At 38.6% G+C, this 21,580-nt stretch carries 23 protein-coding genes; 4 read left to right on the top strand and 19 right to left on the bottom strand.

The features are described 5' to 3' along the window. The first annotated feature begins 32 nt into the window (after nt 1–32). Nucleotides 33–1,283 carry an HD domain-containing protein gene (locus tag RI561_RS09665; RefSeq protein WP_395080028.1) on the top strand — a complete coding sequence of 417 codons (1,251 nt, stop codon included), beginning with the start codon at nt 33–35 and terminating at the stop codon, nt 1,281–1,283. On the opposite strand, the gene RI561_RS09660 is transcribed toward RI561_RS09665, so the two are convergent. From RI561_RS09660 to pfkA, 16 genes are all read right to left on the bottom strand, one after another. After that, the gene (locus tag RI561_RS09660) at nt 1,276–1,701 is read right to left on the bottom strand and encodes a response regulator (RefSeq protein ID WP_395080027.1); all 426 of its coding nucleotides are present in this window, start codon (nt 1,699–1,701) and stop codon (nt 1,276–1,278) included. The genes RI561_RS09665 and RI561_RS09660 overlap by 8 nt on opposite strands. A 157-nt stretch (nt 1,702–1,858) precedes the next feature. Continuing rightward, on the bottom strand, nt 1,859–2,329 hold the full coding sequence (locus RI561_RS09655; RefSeq protein ID WP_395080026.1) for a dihydrofolate reductase: 471 nt from the start codon (nt 2,327–2,329) through the stop codon (nt 1,859–1,861). Beyond that, complete coding sequence (locus RI561_RS09650; RefSeq protein ID WP_395080025.1) at nt 2,326–3,174, bottom strand: thymidylate synthase; 849 nt, start codon at nt 3,172–3,174, stop codon at nt 2,326–2,328. Before RI561_RS09650 ends, RI561_RS09655 begins: the two co-directional genes overlap by 4 nt. Before the next feature lie 14 nt (nt 3,175–3,188). Next, entirely contained in the window at nt 3,189–4,571 is a 1,383-nt protein-coding gene (gene mgtE / locus RI561_RS09645; RefSeq protein WP_395080024.1) for a magnesium transporter, read from the bottom strand. A gap of 101 nt (nt 4,572–4,672) precedes the next feature. Next, nucleotides 4,673–5,419, bottom strand: coding sequence for a ribonuclease III (gene rnc / locus RI561_RS09640; RefSeq protein ID WP_395080023.1), 747 nt, complete (start codon nt 5,417–5,419; stop codon nt 4,673–4,675). A gap of 5 nt (nt 5,420–5,424) precedes the next feature. After that, nucleotides 5,425–6,669, bottom strand: a complete 1,245-nt coding sequence (gene fabF, locus RI561_RS09635; protein WP_395080022.1) for a beta-ketoacyl-ACP synthase II — start codon at nt 6,667–6,669, stop codon at nt 5,425–5,427. A 28-nt stretch (nt 6,670–6,697) separates the two neighbouring features. After that, nucleotides 6,698–6,937, bottom strand: a complete 240-nt coding sequence (locus tag RI561_RS09630) for an acyl carrier protein (RefSeq protein ID WP_290874718.1) — start codon at nt 6,935–6,937, stop codon at nt 6,698–6,700. Nucleotides 6,938–7,034: 97 nt separating this feature from the next. Beyond that, entirely contained in the window at nt 7,035–7,784 is a 750-nt protein-coding gene (fabG, locus tag RI561_RS09625; RefSeq protein ID WP_395080021.1) for a 3-oxoacyl-[acyl-carrier-protein] reductase, read from the bottom strand. A gap of 10 nt (nt 7,785–7,794) precedes the next feature. Continuing rightward, a complete protein-coding gene (gene fabD / locus RI561_RS09620; RefSeq protein WP_395080020.1) occupies nt 7,795–8,682 on the bottom strand; it encodes an ACP S-malonyltransferase in 888 nt (295 codons plus the stop codon). A gap of 1 nt (nt 8,683) precedes the next feature. Next, the gene (locus RI561_RS09615) at nt 8,684–9,676 is read right to left on the bottom strand and encodes a beta-ketoacyl-ACP synthase III (protein WP_395080019.1); all 993 of its coding nucleotides are present in this window, start codon (nt 9,674–9,676) and stop codon (nt 8,684–8,686) included. Nucleotides 9,677–9,692: 16 nt separating this feature from the next. Continuing rightward, a complete protein-coding gene (plsX, locus tag RI561_RS09610; RefSeq protein WP_395080018.1) occupies nt 9,693–10,676 on the bottom strand; it encodes a phosphate acyltransferase PlsX in 984 nt (327 codons plus the stop codon). A gap of 11 nt (nt 10,677–10,687) precedes the next feature. Next, nucleotides 10,688–10,867, bottom strand: coding sequence for a 50S ribosomal protein L32 (gene rpmF, locus RI561_RS09605; protein ID WP_390300750.1), 180 nt, complete (start codon nt 10,865–10,867; stop codon nt 10,688–10,690). Nucleotides 10,868–10,885: 18 nt separating this feature from the next. Further along, a complete protein-coding gene (locus RI561_RS09600; protein WP_395080017.1) occupies nt 10,886–11,389 on the bottom strand; it encodes a YceD family protein in 504 nt (167 codons plus the stop codon). Between the two features lie 53 nt (nt 11,390–11,442). Next, the gene (locus RI561_RS09595; protein ID WP_395080016.1) at nt 11,443–12,081 is read right to left on the bottom strand and encodes a deoxynucleoside kinase; all 639 of its coding nucleotides are present in this window, start codon (nt 12,079–12,081) and stop codon (nt 11,443–11,445) included. 16 nt (nt 12,082–12,097) lie between these two features. Next, nucleotides 12,098–13,384 carry a glucose-6-phosphate isomerase gene (locus tag RI561_RS09590; protein ID WP_395080015.1) on the bottom strand — a complete coding sequence of 429 codons (1,287 nt, stop codon included), beginning with the start codon at nt 13,382–13,384 and terminating at the stop codon, nt 12,098–12,100. A gap of 2 nt (nt 13,385–13,386) precedes the next feature. Further along, nucleotides 13,387–14,376, bottom strand: a complete 990-nt coding sequence (gene pfkA, locus RI561_RS09585; protein WP_395080014.1) for a 6-phosphofructokinase — start codon at nt 14,374–14,376, stop codon at nt 13,387–13,389. A 97-nt stretch (nt 14,377–14,473) separates the two neighbouring features. Between pfkA and RI561_RS09580 the strand changes: the two genes are divergently transcribed. The 3 genes from RI561_RS09580 to RI561_RS09570 are packed head-to-tail and all read left to right on the top strand — an operon-like array spanning nt 14,474 to nt 18,616. Continuing rightward, nucleotides 14,474–15,493, top strand: coding sequence for a polyprenyl synthetase family protein (locus RI561_RS09580; RefSeq protein ID WP_395080013.1), 1,020 nt, complete (start codon nt 14,474–14,476; stop codon nt 15,491–15,493). A gap of 4 nt (nt 15,494–15,497) precedes the next feature. Then, nucleotides 15,498–16,271, top strand: a complete 774-nt coding sequence (locus RI561_RS09575) for a UDP-2,3-diacylglucosamine diphosphatase (protein ID WP_395080012.1) — start codon at nt 15,498–15,500, stop codon at nt 16,269–16,271. Between the two features lie 5 nt (nt 16,272–16,276). Then, entirely contained in the window at nt 16,277–18,616 is a 2,340-nt protein-coding gene (locus tag RI561_RS09570; RefSeq protein WP_395080011.1) for a penicillin-binding protein 1A, read from the top strand. A 2-nt stretch (nt 18,617–18,618) separates the two neighbouring features. On the opposite strand, the gene RI561_RS09565 is transcribed toward RI561_RS09570, so the two are convergent. The 3 genes from RI561_RS09565 to RI561_RS09555 all read right to left on the bottom strand — a co-directional run bounded on the left by RI561_RS09565 (nt 18,619) and on the right by RI561_RS09555 (nt 21,192). Continuing rightward, complete coding sequence (locus tag RI561_RS09565; RefSeq protein ID WP_395080010.1) at nt 18,619–19,530, bottom strand: hypothetical protein; 912 nt, start codon at nt 19,528–19,530, stop codon at nt 18,619–18,621. Between the two features lie 96 nt (nt 19,531–19,626). Then, a complete protein-coding gene (locus RI561_RS09560; RefSeq protein ID WP_395080009.1) occupies nt 19,627–20,658 on the bottom strand; it encodes a 6-bladed beta-propeller in 1,032 nt (343 codons plus the stop codon). A 12-nt stretch (nt 20,659–20,670) separates the two neighbouring features. Further along, nucleotides 20,671–21,192, bottom strand: coding sequence for a hypothetical protein (locus tag RI561_RS09555; RefSeq protein WP_395080008.1), 522 nt, complete (start codon nt 21,190–21,192; stop codon nt 20,671–20,673). Nucleotides 21,193–21,580 lie beyond the last annotated feature (388 nt).

Here is a 21,580-nt window from a genome sequence, read left to right as displayed (position 1 = left end):
AGCTTTAAAAACTAATTCGATTCATACCATAAATGGATAAAAGTACCCGCTATAAAATTTTTAATGATCCTATTCATGGTTTTATAACCGTGCCAAAAGGAAATATTTTAAGATTAATCGATCACCCCTATGTTCAAAGACTTAGAAGAATAAGACAACTTGGATTGGGATATCTTGTTTTTCCTGCGGCTGAACATTCTCGTTTTTCGCATGCAATTGGGGCATTAGAACTTGCTCAAAGGGTTTTAAATAATCTGAGGGAAAAAGATACTACTATAAGTCAACCTGAATACGACGGCACACTCATGGCTATACTGTTACACGATGTAGGTCATGGCCCGCTTTCCCACACTCTGGAATATTCCTTAATTAAAGACTTTAACCATGAGATGATGAGTCTTGCCATCATGAGAAAGCTAAACCAAGAATTTGATGGAGAGCTTGATACAGCAATATCAATCTTTACCAATCAGCATAAAAAGAAATTTTTGCACCAGTTAATCTCATCTCAGCTGGATTTAGATCGTCTGGATTATTTAAGGAGAGACAGCTTTTTCACCGGGGTATCGGAAGGGACTGTTGGGATCAATAGAATTTTGAAAACCATGCGGGTTTTTAAAGGCAATATTGTAATTGAAAAGAAAGGAATTTATGCCGTTGAAAACTACATCATTGCTCGCCGGCTTATGTACATGCAAGTGTATCAGCACAAAACGGTACTCAGTGCAGATTGTCTTCTCCGGAGTATTTTTGGCAGAGTTCGAGACCTCATTGATAATGGAAATAGACCTGAATTTCCATCTGATTCTTTAAAATATTTTATGATTGAGCAGCCTTCAGCAAAGAAAATGATTTCTCCAAAAACGATGGATCATTATACAAATCTTGACGACCATGACATATATTTATCTATAAAACAGTGGGCGAAATCTGAAGACAAAGTTTTAGCTGATTTAAGTTTTCGTTTTTTGAATCGGGGACTCTTTAGAACTACCTTTTTGGATAAAAAACCAACAGAGAAATTTAAAAATGAAATTTTCAAAAAAACCCAAAAAGCGTTAAAGAAACTCAAGCTTCCTGATGATGAAAATTCTGTCAAATATTATTTAAACTTTGAACAAAGCTATTCAGAAGCTTATAAATACAAAAATGAAAGTATTTGGATTTTGGAAGATGAAAAGGCCATTGAGTTTTCAAAAGCAGCTGAAACTAAAAATATAATCGCATTAACTGAACCTGTAGTAAAACCTTATTGTGTACATTTAAAAGAAGTTACTATTTAGCCCCAGTAAATGTAGCACTGGAAATATCAGTTTTTAATTCTGAAATGGGATAGAAAATTGAAATTTTATCAAATAACTCTTCTGATTGATACGGTTTCTTCAAATATTCTGAAAACCCTTTTCGAATAAGCTCCGGTTTTGAATCTCTATGCTCCCCTGAAGTAAAAGCGATAATAGGTACCTTTCTTCCATTTTTTGCCTTGCCCCGAATAGCCTGCATAGCTTCAACTCCATCTTTTACCGGCATGCATAGATCCATAAAAACAACATCAGGATTGTGCTTTTCGAAATGCCTGATAGCTTCTTCCCCATTTTCAGCTTCGTAGATGCTTATGTTACCCATTTCTAAAATAACTCTGGCAAGCATTCTATTTTCTTTAACATCATCAACTATCAAGACTTTGGGAGCCTTTGACATTTTAGCTTTTTTATTTTTGCTTTTTTCTTTGTTCATAGAAGTATTGCCATTGTACTGACAGACTCCTTAAACTATAAAAGCTTTTCCAATTATCAGGTTAATCTTTTTTAATCTATTTTAGATTAATCTTTCTTAATTAATTATTATAAAATTTAATTTATAATCGCTTATAAGCAATAAATGATAGTTCCCCTTGATCTTCTCTTGATATTTCCTGCCAGGTATTACCTATCTTATCCCGGTATTCAGGGAAAAAAGTATCCCCTTCGTATTCCTTGTGTATCTCGGTAATTATCATTTTATCTGCTATTTCTATAGACTCCCTGTACAATATTCCCCCGCCTATAATAAATACTTCGTCTTCATCTTTGCATGCATCTAAGGCTTCATCTAAGGAGGTATAAGTTTCTACCTGATCATATTCTTTTGTGGTCGATAAAACGATATTCCTACGTCCCGGCAATGGGATTTCGTTGAGCTCTTCAAATACGCCCCGTCCCATTATTATGGTATGATCTATGGTAGTATTCTTGAAGTGTTTCAAATCTTCAGGATATCTCCAGGGTAGCCCCCCTTCTTTGCCAATTACAAGGTTAGGATCATGAGCTGCAACAAGCGTTATTGTCATACTGCAACCTCAAATTTAATGGAAGGATCAGGGTCATATCCTTTCAATGTGAAATCATCAAAGGTAAGTTGATCTACCGGTTTATTTGCGATCTCTAAGGTTGGAAGTGGTTTGGGCTTGCGTGTTAGCTGCTCTTTAAGCCCATCTACATGATTTACATAAATGTGCGCATCTACAATAGTATGGGCGAATGTCCCCGGTTCTAAGCCCACTTCCTGAGCTATAGCCATTGTAAGAGCTGAATAGCAGGCCAAATTGAATGGAATTCCCAGAGCTATATCACCTGAACGCTGTGTTAAATGACAATTTAATTTTCCATCAGATACATTAAAAATGTACATGATGTGGCAAGGTGGTAATGCCATTTCCTCCAATAATCCCGGATGCCAGGCACTGACCACAATTCTTCGGCTGTTAGGATTATTTTTCAACATATCAATTGCACGCTGAACCTGGTCAAACTCTTTTTGTACCCAACACTCTTTATCAATTGCAGAGCCATTGCCTTCAAACCGCACCGACTCTTTTTCAAAGTATGGAAAACGTCTCCATAAAGTGGGGTAAATGGGACCTACGTGGCCATCATCATCAGCCCAGGCATCCCAAATATGGCAATCATTTTCATCACGTAACCACCGAATATGATCTTCCCCCCTCAAATACCATAACATTTCTAATATTACGGAGCGAAAATAAACTTTCTTAGTTGTCAACAAAGGAAACCCATTGGACATATCCACTTTATAGAATTCCGAAAAGTTAGATATCGTATCTGTCCCGGTTCGATTTTCTTTTCTTACACCGTTTTCAAGTACACTTTCGACGAGGTCGTGATATTGTTTCATAGATCAAATAAAGCTTAAAGTAACGTTCCGCTTAAAAGTACAATTGCAATGGTAAAATAGATAATGATTCCACTTACATCCACTATTGTTGCAACAAAAGGAGCTGAAGAAACAGCCGGGTCTAAATTCATTTTTGAAAGTACAAATGGTAACATGGCACCCGTAAAATTTCCAAATAGTACAATGGTAAACAAGCTCAACCCAATAACTGCAGCCGTAAGAAAAACTGTCGCTGAGAGCATTTCACCTGCTAAGAGATCCCATCCAACCAGTGTAACAAATCCAAGAAGACCTATAAGACCACCTAACATAAGACCGGATGAAAATTCTCTTTTGAATACCTTTTTCCAGTCTTCGGGTTTAATATCATCTGTTGCCAAAGCACGAATTATCAACGTTGCGGCCTGGGAGCCAGAGTTACCACCACTTGAAATGATCAGTGGTACAAAAAATGAGAGGGCTACTACTTTTTGTAATATCTCTTCATACCCGCCCATTGCTATGGCTGTTAAAATTTGACCGACAAATAATATAATTAGCCACCAAAGTCGTTTTTTAACTATATCGAAAATGGAAGATTGGGAATAATAATCGTCCAAAGCATCCATACCGGCCATTTTCTGCATATCCTCGGTAGTTTCTTCTTCAGCCACATCAATAACATCATCAGCAGTTACTATCCCTACCAAAACACCATCAGAATCAACTACAGGTAGGGCAACTCGGTCATATTTAGCCAGCATTTTAACGGCTTCTTCCTGATCATCATAAACAGAGAGAGCTTCAAAAGAACGATCCATTAATGTTTCAATTTGATCATCCTGATTAGCCAAAATTAAATGCGTAATGCGCAGATCATCAATTAGATGCTCTTTGTCGTCCACAACATAAATTACGTTAATGGTCTCCGCAGTTTCCCCAAAATTACGGATGTGGTTCATGCTTCTGGAAATAGTCCAGTTTGATTTCACCTTCACATATCGAGGTGTCATTAAGCGACCAACACTTTCCTCCGGATATCCAAGCAATTTTTTGAGTTGTTTCTGATCTTCCCGGTCTATGGAATTCATCACTCTTTGAGTAAGATGTCCGGGTAGTTCCTCCAAAATGGAAACTTGCTCATCAGGCTCCAGATTACCCATTACATCACTGAGTTGCTGCTTATTGAAAAGTTCTAACAACTCAACACCTTTTGAAGTAGGCAGCTCTGCAAAAACATCAGCTGCAATCGGTTTCTTCAATAACCTAAATACGACAATAGCTATTTCTCCACGAAGTTCTAACAGTAAATCAGCGATATCTGCGGGAGGCACATCATTTAAAACCTCTTTCAATGCAACCCAGTCCTTGGCTGCAATGAGCTCTTCAAATTCAGGTTTTATGAGTTGAACAAACATCGTTATTTATGTTAAATATGCCGATTGTGGTGAGGCTAAGAATCGGAGTAAATAGTACAAAAAACAAGTCAAACAGAGAATGATTACAAGATAATAATTTATCAGGATTTCAATATTTTTAAAGCTTTTTTTGCCGCTTTCTGTTCTGCTTTCTTCTTACTTTTTCCTTTGCCTTTCCCAAATTCTTTATCCCCAATTAATACTTTTACTTCAAAGGTTCTATCGTGCCCCGGACCGGTTTCATTGACAAGCTTGTAGTACGGAATAGTCATTTTTTCTGCCTGTGCATATTCCAAAAGCGCACTTTTATAATTATCTACTGTATTAATTAAGTCTTCAACAACCAAATTTTCTTCGATCACCTTGTCTACAAACTGATAAGAGTGTTGGTATCCTTTAGTGATATAAATAGCTGCAATAATGGACTCAAAAGCATCCGCTAAAATATTTTTGGAGATATTTCCTCCCCCATTTTTCTCCCCTAACTCCATTAGTTCTTCGATCCCCAGTTTCTGTGAAAAAATAGAAAGTGTATCCCCACGTACTAATTTTGCTCTTACTTTGGTGAGAAAACCTTCATCCTTCTCAGGATAATTATTAAAAAGAATTTCTGAAGCTATAAGATCTAATACGGCGTCCCCTAAAAACTCGAGACGTTCATAGGAATCATAAACCTCGTATTGATCTTGGGAAAGCGTGGATCGGTGTCGAAGAGCTTTTAGAAATAAAGAAGGATCGTCGATTTGAAAACCAACGATCCCTTCTAATTTCTCAATTCTGCTTTTAAGCTCAGGGCTAAGATCTGACTTCTTTTTTTTACTAAAAAGTGATCTAAACCATTCCGGCATATACCTTAGTCCTTATATTTTTTAAATACTAAGGTTGAATTATGTCCGCCAAAACCAAAAGCATTATTCAGTGCATACTCAACATCACGTACAATTGCTTCATTAGCAGTGTAATTAAGATCACATTCAGGATCTTGATTCTCGATGTTTATAGTTGGTGGTACCATACCATGGTAAATTGATAGCAGGGTTGCTATCGATTCAACAGCCCCAGCTGCACCAAGAGTATGACCGTGCATACTTTTTGTTGAATTTAAGTTTATACCCTTCGCATGCTCACCAAATACTTTTTTGATGGTGTTGGTCTCAGCAACATCACCTAATGGTGTAGAGGTACCATGCATATTGATATGATCAACATCTTCAGGTTTAATACCTGCCGCTTCCATAGCTCTGGTCATTGCCAATATAACCCCATTTCCATCAGGATCAGGGGCTGTGATATGATAAGCGTCGGCAGAAAACCCATACCCTTTAATTTCACCATAAATGCGAGCGCCTCGTTCAAGGGCAGATTCCAGCTCTTCAAGCATAAAAATACCGGCACCTTCACCTAAAACAAAACCATCCCGGTCTTTATCAAAAGGACGAGAAGCTGTTTCAGGAGAATCATTACGGGTAGACATTGCCTTCATACTGTTAAAACCTGAGATACCAATTCGGGTAACCGGTGCTTCGGTACCTCCCGCCACAGCATAATCTGCCTGACCGTTTTTAATGGCATCGTACGCCAGTCCAATATTATGTGAACCGGTAGCACAAGCTGACACAGCACAGAAGTTAGGACCTCTGAAACCATGACGAATTGATATCTGCCCGGATACAATATCCGGAATTAACATAGGTATGAAGAAGGGAGATACACCCCGAGGGCCATGCTCATGAAAAGACACCGATTGTTCGTAAAATGTTTCCATTCCACCAATTCCGGTTCCTACTAAAACAGCAACATTATCTTTATTGATTTTTTCAAGATCAAGTTTACTGTCTTCTATCGCTTCATCAGAGGCGATAAGGGCATATTGTGCGACCTTATCTAATCTCCTGGCTTCTTTACGATCGAAATAATCAGTAGGCTCATAATCTTCAATCAGAGCGGCGAATTTTGTGGCAAAGTTTTCCGTATCGAAGTGTTCAATTAATTGAACACCATTTTTACCTGAAACTAAACCGTTCCAGAAATCCGGTGCACTTTTGCCAATGGGGGTGAATGCCCCAATACCCGTAATTACTACTCTCCGAGTGCTCATAGATGAAATTTGTAAGGATTAATAGGACTTAAGATAGTTTTCCTGAAAGATAAGTTACTGCATCTCCAACAGTAGCAATATTTTCTGCATCTTCGTCTGGAATACTAAGATCGAACTCTTTCTCGAATTCCATGATTAATTCAACAGTATCCAATGAATCGGCACCAAGGTCGTTGGTAAAATTTGCATCAGCAGCAACTTCTGATTCATCAACACCAAGTTTATCTACAATGATAGCTTTTACTTTTGATTCTACGTCTTGTGACATTTTGTATCCTTTTTCAGTGATTAGTTGGTAGTTTTAATTTAGATAAAATACGTTATTTCAACATAAAAATTCAGGTCGGTATCTGCAATATGTACAATTACATTGCCATTCCACCATCAACCCGTATAATTTCTCCGGTAATGTAAGAACTCATATCAGATGATAGAAATACAACAGCATCAGCTACTTCCTCAGCTTTGCCTGCTCTTCCAAGCGGTGTTTCTGATTTTATTCCTTCTAAAACTTTCTCATCAAGTTCGCCAGTCATATCGGTTAAAATATATCCCGGAGCAATAACATTAGCCCGAATATTTCGAGAGGCGAGTTCTTTTGCATATGATTTCGTGAAACCTATAATTCCTGCTTTTGATGCAGCATAATTACTTTGCCCAGCATTCCCTGAAATACCTACTACAGAGCTTATGTTGATAATTGATCCGCCCCGGTTCCTCATCATTGGTTTTGCGGCTGCTTTAGAGTAATTAAATACACTTTTCAGGTTAGTAGTTATGACATCATCCCATTGTTCTTCACTCATTCTGAGAATGAGATTGTCTTTAGTGATACCTGCGTTATTAACTATAACATCTAACTTGCCCCAGTCTTCAACAAGTTCATTAATAACTTCTTCGGCACGGGCATAGTTGACGGCATCAGCTTGTAAAGCCTTACTTTTACGACCTTTTTGTTCGATTTCTTTTTTTACTTCTTCAGCAGCATCTGCTGAACGTGCATATGTTACGGCTACATCGGCGCCAAAATCAGCTAGCTTAAGGGCAATAGCCTTTCCGATGCCACGGCTCCCGCCGGTAACTAAACATGTTTTTCCTTCTAATGATAAACTCATATTCTTTCCTTTAGTGATGTCCTGAAATATTAACGTCTTTCAGTGTTCTTTTTACTAAACCCTGCAATACCTTACCGGGACCGATTTCTACAAAATCCTCAACTCCGTCATTGTGCATATTATAGAGTGTCTGGGTCCAACGAACCGGGTTCAACAACTGATTTAGAAGATTTAATCGAATTTCGTCCGGATCCGTAGTCGGTTCTGCATTATAATTGCTGTAAATTGGACATCCAGGCTCTGAGATTTCGAGTTCTTCAAGTTGTGCTTTTAAACCATCAAATGCAGGCTGCATCAACGTAGAATGAAAAGCTCCGCTTACAGGCAATAATTTGGCTAAGCGCGCGCCATTATCCTTAGCAATTTCTACAGCCTTCTCAACGGCTTCCTTATATCCTGAAATAACTAATTGTCCCGGACAATTGTAATTAGCAGCAATTACTTCTTTTCCGGTTTGTTCTGTAGCTTTTGCACAAACTTTTTCTACCGCTTCATCGTCCATACCTATAATAGCAGCCATTGTGCCCGGATTATCAGTACCGGCTTGCTGCATTAATTCTCCACGGCGTCGGACTATTTTGAGTGCATCTTCAAATGAAATGGCACCACATGCAACCAAAGCTGAAAATTCTCCAAGGCTATGCCCTGCTACCATATCCGGTGTGGCATCTAATGTTTTAAAAAGAGCAACAGAGTGTAGAAAAATGGCAGGTTGTGTGAACTCAGTTTGTTTAAGTTTTTCCTCCGGTCCTTCAAACATTATTTCTTTCAAATCAAAACCTAAAAGATCATTCGCTTTATCGAAATAAGCAGCGGCATCAGGGTTGGAATCGTATAACTCCTTACCCATGCCAACAAATTGAGATCCTTGTCCCGGAAATAAATAAGCCGTAATCATATTACTTCATTCCCCATTTTAAGTAAATAGCGCCCCAGGTGAAGCCTCCACCAAAAGCCGCTAATATTAAGTTATCACCATAATCTAATTGTTCTTGCCAATCATACAAACAAAGTGGAATAGTTGCGGCCGTGGTATTTCCATATTTGTTGATATTGATCATAACTTTTTCACTTGAAACTCCCATTCGGCGAGCAGTGGCATCAATAATTCTCAGATTTGCCTGATGTGGCACAAGCCAGGCCACATCTTCCGGTTCAAGATTGTTTCGATCCATAACTTCAAGCGAAACATCGGCCATTCCCATAGTCGCTTTTTTAAATACAGCACGACCATCTTGTTGTAAGTAATGTAAACGTTCTTTGACGGTCTCTTCATTTGCAGGATTCAAACTGCCCCCGGCAGGTTGGTATAAACTGCATTCAGAGTCTCCTTCTACGTAATGCTTTTGATCTATGATTCCGGTGCCATCATCCGATTCTTCAAGTAAAACGGCTCCCGCTCCATCTCCAAATAATATACAAGTAGTCCGGTCGGTATAGTCAAGGATAGAACTCATCTTATCAGTTCCTATAACCAATACTTTTTGGGCTCGTCCAGACTCGATATACATCGCTCCTGTACTCAAGGCATATAAAAATCCGGAACAAGCTGCGGATAAATCGAAAGCAAATGCATTTTTTGCTCCTATATTCTTTTGTACCAGACAAGCAGTTGCAGGAAAGAAATAATCGGGAGTAACAGTTGCCAGAATAATTAAATCAATTTCTTCAGGTGAGATGTCTCTATTCTTTAGAACTTCTTTAGCAGCCTGAGTTCCCATAAAAGCAGTAGCTTTATCGGGATCTTTTAAAATTCTGCGTTCCTCAATCCCGGTTCGGGTTCGGATCCATTCGTCATTGGTATCTACCAGCTTTTCAAGATCTTTGTTAGTCATTCGATCTTCAGGCAGGTAATGCCCTACCGCTGTAATTTTGGCTCTTTTAACTTCCATGTACTAAGAGATTAGCTCAATTTAGAGATGCTACGATTTTACCGTTAACGTCATTTTCGACAGTTTGAACGGCACTTTTGATCATATTTTTTATTGCCATTGGCGAGCTTCCACCGTGGCCCACTACACTGACTCCATTAACCCCCAAGAAAGGGATTCCACCTACATTTTCATAATTAAATGAGGCCAAAGCAGTTTCTAATACTTTATGAATATTTTGGATATCTTTTTTTCCTAAGTTCATTTCTTTGACAGCATTCCCAATCATTTGCTGAAGTGCATCAGGGATCGATTCACCAAACTTCAACACTATATTACCTACCAAGCCATCACATAAATAAACATCAGCTTTACCTGGTAGAATATCCTTGCCTTCAACATTTCCAATAAAATTGGGTTGTTCTTTCAGATACGCATAGATATCCTTTAATAACTCGGTTCCTTTCCCCTCTTCTTCACCTACGTTTAGAAGAGCAATTTTTGGGGAGTCAATATTTAGGATTTGTTTGCAGTAAATCTCCCCCATTTTAGCAAATTGAGATGCAATTTCAGGCTTAATTTCAAGATTAGCCCCTGCATCTACCAGTAACCTAAAACCTTTTAATGTTGGAAAATAGGATGCAATTGTTGGTCGGATTACACCTTCAAGTTTACCCAAAATAAACATGGATGCTGCGAGTAAAGCCCCGGTATTTCCGGCACTTACAAACGCATCACACTTTCCGGCTTTGTGTAACCCAATTCCAACTACAATAGATGATTGCTGCTTTGTTTTTACAGCTTGAGCCGGCGATTCTTCCATACCAATAATTTCCGGGGCATCATGAATCAAGACCCGCTTTTCATCATAAGTATGATGAGCAAGTTCATCTTTGATGGCACCTTCAGGACCAACCAGAAGCACAGTAAGTTCACTGTTTTCTTTGGTAGCTTGAATAGCCCCTTCTACTGGATTTTCAGGATGGAAATCTCCACCGGCTGCATCAACTGCAACAATCATAAATCAGTTTTTTAATTAGCTGCTTTCATTACCTGTCTGCCTCTGTAATACCCACATTCGGCGCAGGCATGGTGGTAACGGTGCAGCGCTCCACAGTTAGAGCATTTTGCTAACGTAACATCAGAAATAGCATGGTGAGCACGTCTTTTATTTTTACGTGCATTCGAAGTTCTTCGTTTTGGATGTGCCATTAATTTACCTTCTTATCGTTATTCTTTTAAATCTTTTAATTTTTCCCATCTTGGATCAATTCTTTCTTCATCTTCATCAGGAATATCACCAAACTGTTCGTTTAGCACTTCCTTAGGATTTCCGTCTTCATCCAAAAAACGGGGATGTAATTTTTTTGTTGGGAGATTCAATAATATAGTGTCACGTACGTCTTGCTCCAGGTCAATTTGCTTAGAAGCATGATCGTAATTACGCACAGCACCATTTTCATCTGCTGATTCTTCGACCTCTTCTGCTTTAAAAAGGACTTCATAGTCTTGTTGAACATCATAATCGTAGGCATCCAGAGAACGATCACAAATCAATTCTAAAGTTGCATCTACGGTAAATTGTGTTCGAACAAAATGTTCAGTGCGGTAGAATTCAACATCTACACTACCGCCTTTAAAAGTGTAGTCTCCCAAATCAAATTCGTCTGAACTTAATTCGACAGTACTTTCACTTTGTCCTTCAGGTATTTCAAAGATCTTAAATTTCAACATAGGACATCTCCTCAATAGCTACCTAAAATAAGCATTATACTTCTGTGGTTCAATCAATTAAATAACCCAAACATTCGCTGGTCAATTAGGTCAATTACTTTGCCCAAATCTTCTTGCTCATTCACAAAATCAAGGTCATCGGTATCAATAATGAGCTTTTCGTGAGGATAGCGATCGATCCAGTCTTCATATAGTTTATTGAGACGTTCAAGGTATTCGATCCGAATGGTGTTTTCATAATCTCTGCCCCGCTGCTGAATCTGCTTAACAAGTGTGGGAACTTGTGCTCTTAAATAAATGAGAAGATCGGGAGGACGAAGGTAATGACTCATCTCTCTGAAAAGAGCCTCATAGTTGGTGAAATCTCTGTCGCTCATCAAATTCATTTCATGCAAATTCTTAGCAAAGATCTCAACATCCTCATAAATCGTCCGGTCTTGAATCAGGTTTATATCATCATTAAGCATTTCTTTTTGATGACGAAACCTACTTGAGAGAAAGTAAATCTGCAGGTTAAAACTCCAGCGACGCATATCTTCGTAGAAGTCCTGAAGGTAAGGATTGTCATCTACCGACTCATAAAAAGCTTCCCAGTTATAGTGTTTAGCTAATAACCCCGTAAGTGATGACTTTCCGGCTCCAATATTCCCTGCTACCGCTATATATTTCGATTTTCTTTTTTCCTGATCCATAAATTAATTTATGTGGTTATTTACCAAGTAGACGATACATGGCTTTTTTATAATCTTCTACTCCGGGTTGATTAAAAGGATTAACTCCAAGGCTATACACAAATATTCCGGTCAAAAGTTCAAAGAAATATATGAGATTACCTAAACTTTCTGCATTTAAGGCTTTTATTGAAATTTGAACAACCGGAACATTGCCTTCTACATGCGCCTCAATTGTTCCTTCTCTTGCTTTCGTGTTAATTTCATGGAATGATTTACCGGACAAATAATTCAGATTATCGTTGTCTTTTGGTAACTGATTAACCTTTAAATTAGAAAACGGTTTTTCAACTATAATAAAGGTTTCCATTAAGCTGCGCTTCCCTTGTTGGATAAATTGACCCAAACTGTGTAAATCCGTTGAATAGGTAGCAACAGTTGGGAATATCCCCTTCCCTTCCTTGCCCTCACTTTCACCTAATAACTGTTGAATCCATCCACCCAAAGAAGTAAGCTCAGGTTCAAAAGTTGCAAAAACATCAATTGTTTTACCCGACTTGTGTACAGCATGTCTCAAAGCAGCATAATCTAATATACTCTCAGCATCTTCTTCATACGTATTGAATGCTGAAACAGCACCATAAAATAAAGTTCTGATATCAACCCCGGCTACAGCAATAGGGACCAATCCAACTGGAGTTAAAACTGAATATCTTCCACCTACATCATCAGGAATAATGAACTTTTGATAGCCTTTTTCTTTAATAAGTTCATTTAGGATTCCACCTTCTTCTCCTGTAGTACAAATTATATGCTCCTTAGCTTCTTCTGAGTATAAATCTTCGAGTACTTCCCGAATCATTCTAAAGGATAAAGCCGTTTCGAGCGTACTTCCTGATTTTGAGATCACATTCAGATAAATATTTTTTGGTGTACCATCCTCTTTTGGAGCTTTGAGATAATCCAGCAACTGCTCAAGATAATGCCCGCCCATATGATGCCCGGCATATAGAATCTCAGGTCCTTTTCCGTTAAAATGAGGACTCAAAGCTTCAATAATGGCTTTTGCGCCTAAATAAGATCCCCCAATTCCACACACAACAAAAATGTCAGCTTCATCTCTAATGCGCGCTGCCAGGGAGCTTATTTGTTCCAGTTCGGCATCATTGGGATCGACTAAAATATCCCGCCATCCCAACCATTCTGAACCCGGGCCTGTTCTTGATTTTAATTGTTGAAGAGCCTGCTCTGCTTTGGTTCTCGAATTTTGAAATTCATCTTCATCTATAAATGTGCGGGCATTCTCAATATTACAATCAACCATTCTTACCTCAATAATTTTGCTAATTCAACCAACGTATGATCAATTTCTTTTTTCTTTGAAATCGCCACTCGCATTGGGGTGATTTTGATCGAGTTGTTAACAACCCCTACCATCACATCTGTATGGCCTTCTCGCAATACTTTAACAGCACTGGCTCCAAGTCGACTTGCCAAGACCCTGTCTCGGGCCGTTGGAGCTCCCCCCCTTTGTATATGACCCAAAATACAAACCCGCATATCATATTGGGAAAAATCATCCTTAATCCTTTCAGCAAGTTTGATTGCTCCTCCTGTTTCATCTCCTTCCGCAACTACAACCAAACTACTCCGCCTTTGCTCTTTTAACATAGTCTGAAGTTGTTTTTTCACCTCATCAACATGAGTTAATTCTTCAGGAAGTAATGCTATTTCTGCACCACTTGCTATACTGGTTTCGAGCGCAATAAAACCGGTATCTCGCCCCATCACTTCTACCAGGAACATTCTTTCATGAGCATCAGCAGTATCTCTGATTTTATCAATCGCGTCTAAAGCTGTATTTAAAGCAGAGTCATAACCAATAGTTTCATCAGTCCCAATAATATCATTATCAATAGTCGCGGGAATACCAACTACATTTATATCATGTTCTTCGCTGAGTTTATGCGCCCCGGCAAATGTTCCGTCACCACCAATAACAACAAGGGCATCCATATTATACTTCTTTAAATTTTCGGCTGCTTTCGTTCGCCCTTCTTTTGTTCTGAATTCTTCAGAACGGGCAGTTTTAAGCATAGTTCCGCCGCGCTGTATAATATTAGATACTGAGTGTGTATCGAGTTTATCAATTTCTTCATTTATCAAGCCAAAATAACCGTGTCGTATTCCAAAAACATTAATGTTTGAGCGAGAAGCCGTACGTACTACGGCCCTTACTGCTGCATTCATGCCCGGAGAGTCTCCTCCGCTTGTCAAAACTCCAATAGTTTCGACATCAATTAAATGTTGTGCCATAATTTATAGTGTGAGTGAGTGATTGAGAGTAAATAATTGTTCCGTATTATCAGTAAATTATTCAACGGACAAGTTTAAGAAAATTTCAACACAATTGATGATTGATAACCAAGAGTTAGAACAGATAAATTCAGAAACCGTAAACCGAAAAACGCTAAAAGAAATAACAGCCCCAGTTTCTGAAAACTTGTCTGAATTTCGGAGTTTTTTTAAAGAAACCATCAGCTCTGATGTATTCTTATTAGATCAAATCATTAATTATCTGCTACGGCAAAAGGGAAAAGAACTTCGCCCCACTTTAGTATTTATGACGGCCAATCTTTTCGGAGATATAAAAAAGCGCAGTTACATTGCTGCAACAATGATTGAGTTACTTCATACAGCCACATTGATTCACGATGATGTTGTAGATGAAGCTGATAGTCGCAGAGGCTTTGTAAGTATCAATAAAATATGGAAGAACAAAGCCGGTGTATTGCTGGGCGATTATTTACTATCGAAAGGATTGTTGATTGCGCTCGAAAATAAAGAGCACCAGTTACTTGAGGTACAATCACGGGCTGTTCAAAAAATGAGCGAAGGTGAGCTTCGTCAGCTTAAAACCGCCGGACTCTTTAACATGACCGAAGATCGCTATTTTCAAATTATATCCGAAAAAACAGCCAGTCTTATTTCAACCTGTTGTGAATGTGGAGCGGTATCTGTTACAGATGATGAAAAAACTCATAAACTAATGAAGGAAATTGGAATGAATATCGGAATTGCTTTCCAAATCCGGGATGATTTATTTGATTTTGGAATTCATGACATCGGCAAACCTACCCGAAACGATATACAGGAACGGAAAGTTACCCTTCCCCTCATCAAAGCATTGGAACATGCCCCAAAAAGGAAAGCAGCTCATGTCAGAGCTTTAATGAAAAAGCGAAAGAAATCTTCTGGTAATGTAGATGATATTGTAGAATTCGTTCACGAGAATGGTGGAATGGAGTATGCTAAACAAACCATGTATGACTATGCCAATAAGGCGATTACTAAATTAGATGAAGTACCCGCATCACCAGCAAAACAAGATTTTGCTGATTTAATCCATTTTGTTATTACCCGCAGAAAATAAAGCTATGCAGTTTCAGCGATATATTTTTCTCTCAGATGTTCATATTGGGGCTTTCTCTCAAAAAACTAATGCAAAGATAGAGCAAGATCTCATTTCACTCATTAATTATTGCATTGATGAGAATATTCACATTAATATACTGGGAGATTTATTTGATTACTGGATGGAGTATCCTGAAAAAGGGTTTATACCAAAATTAGGCAAACAAATTCTTGATGCTTTTGAGGCCTATAACAAAACCATTGCCCCTGCCCTTTTCATTACCGGTAACCACGATAATTGGACCTTTGGCCATTTTAAAGAACGAGGTTTTGATATTGAACCGAATTTTCGGCTTAAAGAAATTAGAGATAAACGCCTTTTATTAATGCATGGAGATGGAGTAGCAGCAAATAAAATTGATTTCCCAAGAGCTGCTTTTCATCAACTATTAAGGAACGACAAGTTTGTGAACACCTACCAAAAAATTCTTCCTCCTGAACAGGGACTTAAAATGATGAAGTTATTCTCCTCTGTTACCAGAAGAAAAAACAATCATAACCCTGAACCGCTAAACCGACAAGCAAAAAAAATATTTAACCGGCACAATCTCGATTACATAATTACAGGACATGACCACGTACCCCGGGTGGAAACATTTACGAGTGGAACCTATATAAACCTGGGAACATTTTTTAAGCACCGGACTATGGCTTTATATAACAAAGGGACTGTTGAACTCGTTAGATGGAGTGCGGATGCAAAAAAATTTATACCTTACAGTAAGGCAAAACAATAGATATTATGAGTGACGGCAAAAAAGAGCCTTTCGATAAAGAAAAGTATTTTAACGATCCTAAATACCGAAGAAAAATATTAGCTGATCGTAATCAAGATCAAGAGGAATTTGAGAAGTCAATTTCAACAAATAATAATGGGCGTTTCAGAAAACTAAAATTAGCTTTAGGCAGTGTAGCTGCTTTATTTCTTCTCCTGGTAGCCGGTTACGTAATTTATTTATTTCAGGGACTCCCTTCTGCTGATGAATTTGAAAATCCTGAGACAGCTATAGCTTCCGAGGTTAGAAGCAGGGATGGTGTAACACTTGATAAATATTTTACCGAAAACAGAAAATGGGTGCGCTACGAAAATATTTCGCCCCACGTTATTGATGCTTTAGTAGCAACTGAGGATCACCGTTTCTATAACCATTGGGGTATGGATATGTTCAGAACGCTTGCAATTCCCTGGCATCTGATTAACGGAAGATGGCAAGGGGCATCCACAATAAGTCAACAGCTGGCGAGAAATTTATATAAGAAAATTGGACAGGAATTCTCTGTTACCCGAAAATTTCGGGAAATGATTACAGCTATTCAGCTGGAACGACGTTATACCAAAAGAGAAATTGCCGAGATGTACCTAAATACCGTTGAGTTTCCAAATTCAACGTTTGGGATTGAAGCCGCTGCCCAGGCCCATTTTGGGAAACCGGCCAAGGAGCTTAATATTCCGGAAGCAGCCACTTTAATTGCTTCTTTAAAAGCTATTTATACATACAATCCTCGCCTTCACCCTGAACCATCAAAGGAACGAAGAGATTTAGTATTGAGCCTCATGGAGCAACGTGGTTTTATCACTAATACTGAATTAGCGGCACTTACTGAATTAGATATTGAACTGGATTATCATCCTCCCTTTAAAGCCGGCCGACAAAGCAGATATTTTGGTGAGTATGTAAGACAACAAATTCAACCCTGGGTAGAAGAAAACGGATATGATCTCTACAAAGATGGGTTGGTTATCTACACCACTATTGATTCGAGGTTACAGCGGCATGCGGAAAGAGCCGTCAAGACAAAGATAGATTCCCTGCAGAATATATTTGAAGATGAATGGACATCACCCGGAAGTGACGAATACATGGATATCTTCTGGAGAGAAAACCCAACATTTTTAAAAGAATATATCCGTGAAACTGATCGCTATAAAAATGGTTTTGCTAAATATGACACCAGAATTGAACAAGTTGTTTTTGATTCATTAATGACCGATTCGGCTTTCGTAGATTCTGTAAAAAGAGACGGCACCCGACTTGAAGCCGGTTTTGTAGCTATTGAACCAACCAATGGAAATATTCTTGCCTGGGTGGGCGGTACCGATTATGGAAATGTCCAATTTGATCATGTTTATCAATCCAGAAGACAAGCGGGTTCTACATTTAAGCCATTCGTTTACACGGTTGCCATTGATAACGGATACAAGCCCTATCACAAGTTTTCGAAATTTCCCGTTATATTTAGAGACCGGCAAGGCGATACCTGGAGCCCCAAAGATCAGAAAATAGCAGAAGGCCCAACAATGGTACCACTGCGGCAAGGATTGGCCAGAAGTTTGAATAACGTAACGGTTAGATTACTCCCTGAAATCGCCGGAGCCCCGGGCACCAATAAACTTTGGGAGTTAGACCCCGCTGCAAGGAAGATTAAAGAAATGGCTTCCAATCTCGGTATAGATATGAGTAATACCAGGGCCTTCCCTTCTATTGCTTTGGGGACGGCTAATGTTTCTCTGCTTGAACTTACCAGTGCTTACACTACTTTTGTAAATGCCGGGGTGCATATTGAGCCCATTGCCATCACTCGAATTGAAGATAAAGAAGGAAATATTCTTCAGGAATTTCACCCCAATTATACCAAAGAAGTCATTAGTCCTGAGACAGCCTACATCATCACCGATATGCTTCGGGGAGTCATTCGTGGCGGTGAAGATTATAATGGAACAGGTGTAAGACTTAGAAATACTTATAATGTGCAACAAGATGTGGCCGGTAAAACAGGTACTACGAACAATGCTTCTGATAACTGGTTTATCGGTATGATGCCCCATATTGTAATGGGTGCCTGGGTTGGCGGCGAGGATTTAAAACTTCGTTTTCGAAATGTATCTTGGAGTATTGGTCAAGGTGCGCGTTCTGCCCTTCCAATTGTTGGTCAATTTATAAACTATGCCACTGCTGATCCCGACGCCTATTGGAAATACGACGCTTTTGAGCCCCCACCGGGATTTGTACCTCCTGAAGATCCTAATGAGAGTGACAGCGAAATGCTTAAAGACGAGAATAAAGGAAACATTGGTTGGTAACCTCATTTTTCGTCAAGCCAGTGCATAACATTCAAAAGAAATCGGATATTTTGCGGGGCTAAATCTTTGTTATTTAGTCCCACTTTAAATTCATTATTTCCGGATGTTATTATTTGAGCTGTAAACATAGCAGCCTCACCAAATACGGCAATCCTGCCCTCTCCTCTTTCTAACAATAATCCTTGCGCATAATCAGCTATTTCTACTGTTTTAGTGTCGTCTTCAAACTGCCAAGCCACTTCCGGCTCAAGGCTAAAATCCCCTTGAGTGAATGTCATTACCGGGATAGCTTCATCCGGATACGTAAAAGCAGATCCGGTGAAGGAAGTTACCGTAGTTACTCCTGCATTAGAACCTGAAATGGGACTTTCTTTTAATCGACCATTTTCGATAGTAAATAAGTCAGGCTGATTTTCCGGTTTCTCAAGAGTTGCAAACCCATTGGAAAAATGTATACCAAAAGACTTCCCAAGTTCAGAAGCAGCCCCTGCAAAAGGCATATGGTCTGCAATCAAAAATAAGTTGCCACCCTGACTAATCCATTGTTCAATGGCTTCAATTTCTTGGGGTGTGAAAGCCGACGGATTGGGAAGCGTCCAATTTCCGATGTTACTTTCATGTAAGGGATTGGCTACCAGGTATATGCTACACTCAGATAAATCTTTAGCAGTTTTAATTAGATTGGGGAAATCTATGGGATTATATCCATCTTTTCTAATCACCCGTGCGAATGGGGCAAAACCACCGTCAATAGTATGGAAATTATTGTGTGCTGCATCAATGCATACCACCGGTCCTTCGCCTTCCACATATTTTGGCTGGTTTATATTGATGGTAAAGGAAGTGTCAGGACGCTGCTGTGCTGTAACGTCAAGTGAGAAAAAAAGTACTATGAACAGGTAAAAATATTTCATGTTTCAGTGTAGAAAAAATTCACGACATAAAAAAAGCCGATGTTTCCATCGGCTCAAACATATACAGTAAAACAGATCTAAATTATGACCTTTTATCTAATTCTTTGATTTTGTCACCGTATATTTTTCTACACTCGGAACTGGATCGTCAACAGCAAAATAAATATTATTGTTTTGATCGAAGAAGACGTCATTAGCCCATTTCATAGGCAGTTCAATAGTCTCAATATGTTTTCCAGTTTCCTCAAATATTTCTAATCTAAATAGGCCTAATTCGGGCAACCCGTTCACTAAATTCATCTCTCTCCAAACTATTCCTATTTTGTCTTCAAATAATCCACCTACTCCCATTGTAGCTCCCGGACCTACCGGAATATTATCCTTACTAAGTACAGCCTCTTTTTCTGGCAACAAATCTTCACCAAACATGATGAACTCGTCCTGTACTTTTTTATACCATATTCCCGGTATAAGTGATGCCACAATTAACTGATTCTTACTGTCAATGCCCAATTTAGCAACACTTCCACTAGCATTAAATGCCAAGTCACGCTCGGTTACGGGAATGTCATATTTTAATGAACCTTCTATAGGCCCTTTGCTTGCTACCTTGTTTTTTCGTGAAGCCAATAAAGAAAACCAAATTTCATTACCTGATACAAAAATTGATTTACTGGATATATTCGCCGGCATGGTAGTTAATACTTCTCCGGTAGGTTTAAAAACAGTAATCCTTCTAAGATTGTAATCATAGGCATATACTTTTTCATGATCATCCACTGCAATTTCTCGGGGAAATTCAAATTCTCCGGGCCCTCTGCCATAACCACCTCTTATTTTGTGCAGAAAATTACCAAGGCTGTCAAAAACGAAAATTTCTTTATAATCTGCATCAAGTAAGTAAACATTCCCAGTACTGTCAGAAGCAGCTACACTAAGAACTCGAGAAAACGGTTCTTCTGATGGCTGATCGTTTCCCTTAGTTGGACTCACAAATCCGGTAAATTCTATTTTTTTTTCTACAGAATAGTGATGCTTTTCATTATCTATCGGTGATTGCTTTTCGTTTCCGCATCCACAAAAAGTCAATACCAACAATAAAATGGAGTATGTTATGAATTTTAACATGGTTCTTATTATTTATATGTTATAAGATAAATAGGAAATCAAGCTATCAGTTGATGCACCGCCTTCATATTTGAAAAGAAGATTACTATTTCCGTCAAGCCCTAATATAGTCGGCCAATCATTTATCTGAATTTTATTCGCATTGTGTTGGTCAATCAGTCTGTGCTCAAAATCTAAACCACTTGAACGGATAAATGATCTCACCGCTTCCCTGTCAGAGGAATAGGCCAACCCTAAAAAATTAACTACATCTTTTGTTGATGAGTAAATTTCTGACCATGTATCAGCCTTGGAAATACAGCTATTGCAGCCCAGCGTGTAAATAATGATTACATTGATTGTATCTAAACTAAGATCCTCAGATAAATTAACTGCTTCCGAAGCCAAATTAAAAACCGTTATTGACGGAAGAGTATGAGATCTTGATTGAGCAACCTTAAATTCCGGATTTTCCGTTATAAAAAATATTTTAGCGGTAATGACACCGGCAACTAAACAGCATATCATTAAACCTATAAGTTTTAGCTTTTGCATAGATTATAGATTCTTATCAAAAAAATATGGCTGAATAAACAGCCATATTTCCATGATGTTTAGGTAAAAAGTGTTATAAAATAGGCTAGAATTAAGATCACTCTGGATCTACAGAATAGAAACAGTGCTCGCCAGGCATACCACTTTGACCATTAGGACAGTCCTACCAAGTATAATAAGTACGCTGACATCCGACTCCTTCCCCACAACCACTGGGAACAGAATAGCATTCAGTTCCAGTACCGCATCCTGCTAATGCACTAGTAGCTTCGGCATTCTGTATAATTGTCAATGAAAATCCCATAAAAAACAAGGGTCTTATGAAGTATAGCATGTTATGATTGTTTGTAACATATTGCTATACAATGGTTAACAAGTATTATAAACG

The sequence above is a fragment of the Gracilimonas sp. genome, from assembly GCF_031581265.1.
Lineage (GTDB): Bacteria > Bacteroidota > Rhodothermia > Balneolales > Balneolaceae > Gracilimonas.
The sequence above is the reverse complement of the archived record's forward strand: the minus strand, read 5'-3'. Positions and strand labels throughout refer to the sequence as shown.

What these genes read in the sequence shown, in the direction of transcription:
- rnc (WP_395080023.1), bottom strand. Translation starts at nt 5,419, where the DNA reads ATGCCGGAATGGTTTAGATCACTTTTTAGTAAAAAAAAGAAGTCAGAT.
- RI561_RS09600 (WP_395080017.1), bottom strand. Translation starts at nt 11,389, where the DNA reads ATGTTGAAATTTAAGATCTTTGAAATACCTGAAGGACAAAGTGAAAGT.
- RI561_RS09650 (WP_395080025.1), bottom strand. Translation starts at nt 3,174, where the DNA reads ATGAAACAATATCACGACCTCGTCGAAAGTGTACTTGAAAACGGTGTA.
- RI561_RS09665 (WP_395080028.1), top strand. Translation starts at nt 33, where the DNA reads ATGGATAAAAGTACCCGCTATAAAATTTTTAATGATCCTATTCATGGT.
- fabF (WP_395080022.1), bottom strand. Translation starts at nt 6,669, where the DNA reads ATGAGCACTCGGAGAGTAGTAATTACGGGTATTGGGGCATTCACCCCC.
- RI561_RS09630 (WP_290874718.1), bottom strand. Translation starts at nt 6,937, where the DNA reads ATGTCACAAGACGTAGAATCAAAAGTAAAAGCTATCATTGTAGATAAA.
- plsX (WP_395080018.1), bottom strand. Translation starts at nt 10,676, where the DNA reads ATGATTGTTGCAGTTGATGCAGCCGGTGGAGATTTCCATCCTGAAAAT.
- RI561_RS09570 (WP_395080011.1), top strand. Translation starts at nt 16,277, where the DNA reads ATGAGTGACGGCAAAAAAGAGCCTTTCGATAAAGAAAAGTATTTTAAC.
- RI561_RS09575 (WP_395080012.1), top strand. Translation starts at nt 15,498, where the DNA reads ATGCAGTTTCAGCGATATATTTTTCTCTCAGATGTTCATATTGGGGCT.
- rpmF (WP_390300750.1), bottom strand. Translation starts at nt 10,867, where the DNA reads ATGGCACATCCAAAACGAAGAACTTCGAATGCACGTAAAAATAAAAGA.
- fabG (WP_395080021.1), bottom strand. Translation starts at nt 7,784, where the DNA reads ATGAGTTTATCATTAGAAGGAAAAACATGTTTAGTTACCGGCGGGAGC.
- RI561_RS09660 (WP_395080027.1), bottom strand. Translation starts at nt 1,701, where the DNA reads ATGTCAAAGGCTCCCAAAGTCTTGATAGTTGATGATGTTAAAGAAAAT.
- RI561_RS09565 (WP_395080010.1), bottom strand. Translation starts at nt 19,530, where the DNA reads ATGAAATATTTTTACCTGTTCATAGTACTTTTTTTCTCACTTGACGTT.
- RI561_RS09590 (WP_395080015.1), bottom strand. Translation starts at nt 13,384, where the DNA reads ATGGTTGATTGTAATATTGAGAATGCCCGCACATTTATAGATGAAGAT.
- mgtE (WP_395080024.1), bottom strand. Translation starts at nt 4,571, where the DNA reads ATGTTTGTTCAACTCATAAAACCTGAATTTGAAGAGCTCATTGCAGCC.
- fabD (WP_395080020.1), bottom strand. Translation starts at nt 8,682, where the DNA reads ATGATTACGGCTTATTTATTTCCGGGACAAGGATCTCAATTTGTTGGC.
- RI561_RS09580 (WP_395080013.1), top strand. Translation starts at nt 14,474, where the DNA reads ATGATTGATAACCAAGAGTTAGAACAGATAAATTCAGAAACCGTAAAC.
- RI561_RS09615 (WP_395080019.1), bottom strand. Translation starts at nt 9,676, where the DNA reads ATGGAAGTTAAAAGAGCCAAAATTACAGCGGTAGGGCATTACCTGCCT.
- RI561_RS09555 (WP_395080008.1), bottom strand. Translation starts at nt 21,192, where the DNA reads ATGCAAAAGCTAAAACTTATAGGTTTAATGATATGCTGTTTAGTTGCC.
- pfkA (WP_395080014.1), bottom strand. Translation starts at nt 14,376, where the DNA reads ATGGCACAACATTTAATTGATGTCGAAACTATTGGAGTTTTGACAAGC.
- RI561_RS09655 (WP_395080026.1), bottom strand. Translation starts at nt 2,329, where the DNA reads ATGACAATAACGCTTGTTGCAGCTCATGATCCTAACCTTGTAATTGGC.
- RI561_RS09560 (WP_395080009.1), bottom strand. Translation starts at nt 20,658, where the DNA reads ATGTTAAAATTCATAACATACTCCATTTTATTGTTGGTATTGACTTTT.
- RI561_RS09595 (WP_395080016.1), bottom strand. Translation starts at nt 12,081, where the DNA reads ATGGATCAGGAAAAAAGAAAATCGAAATATATAGCGGTAGCAGGGAAT.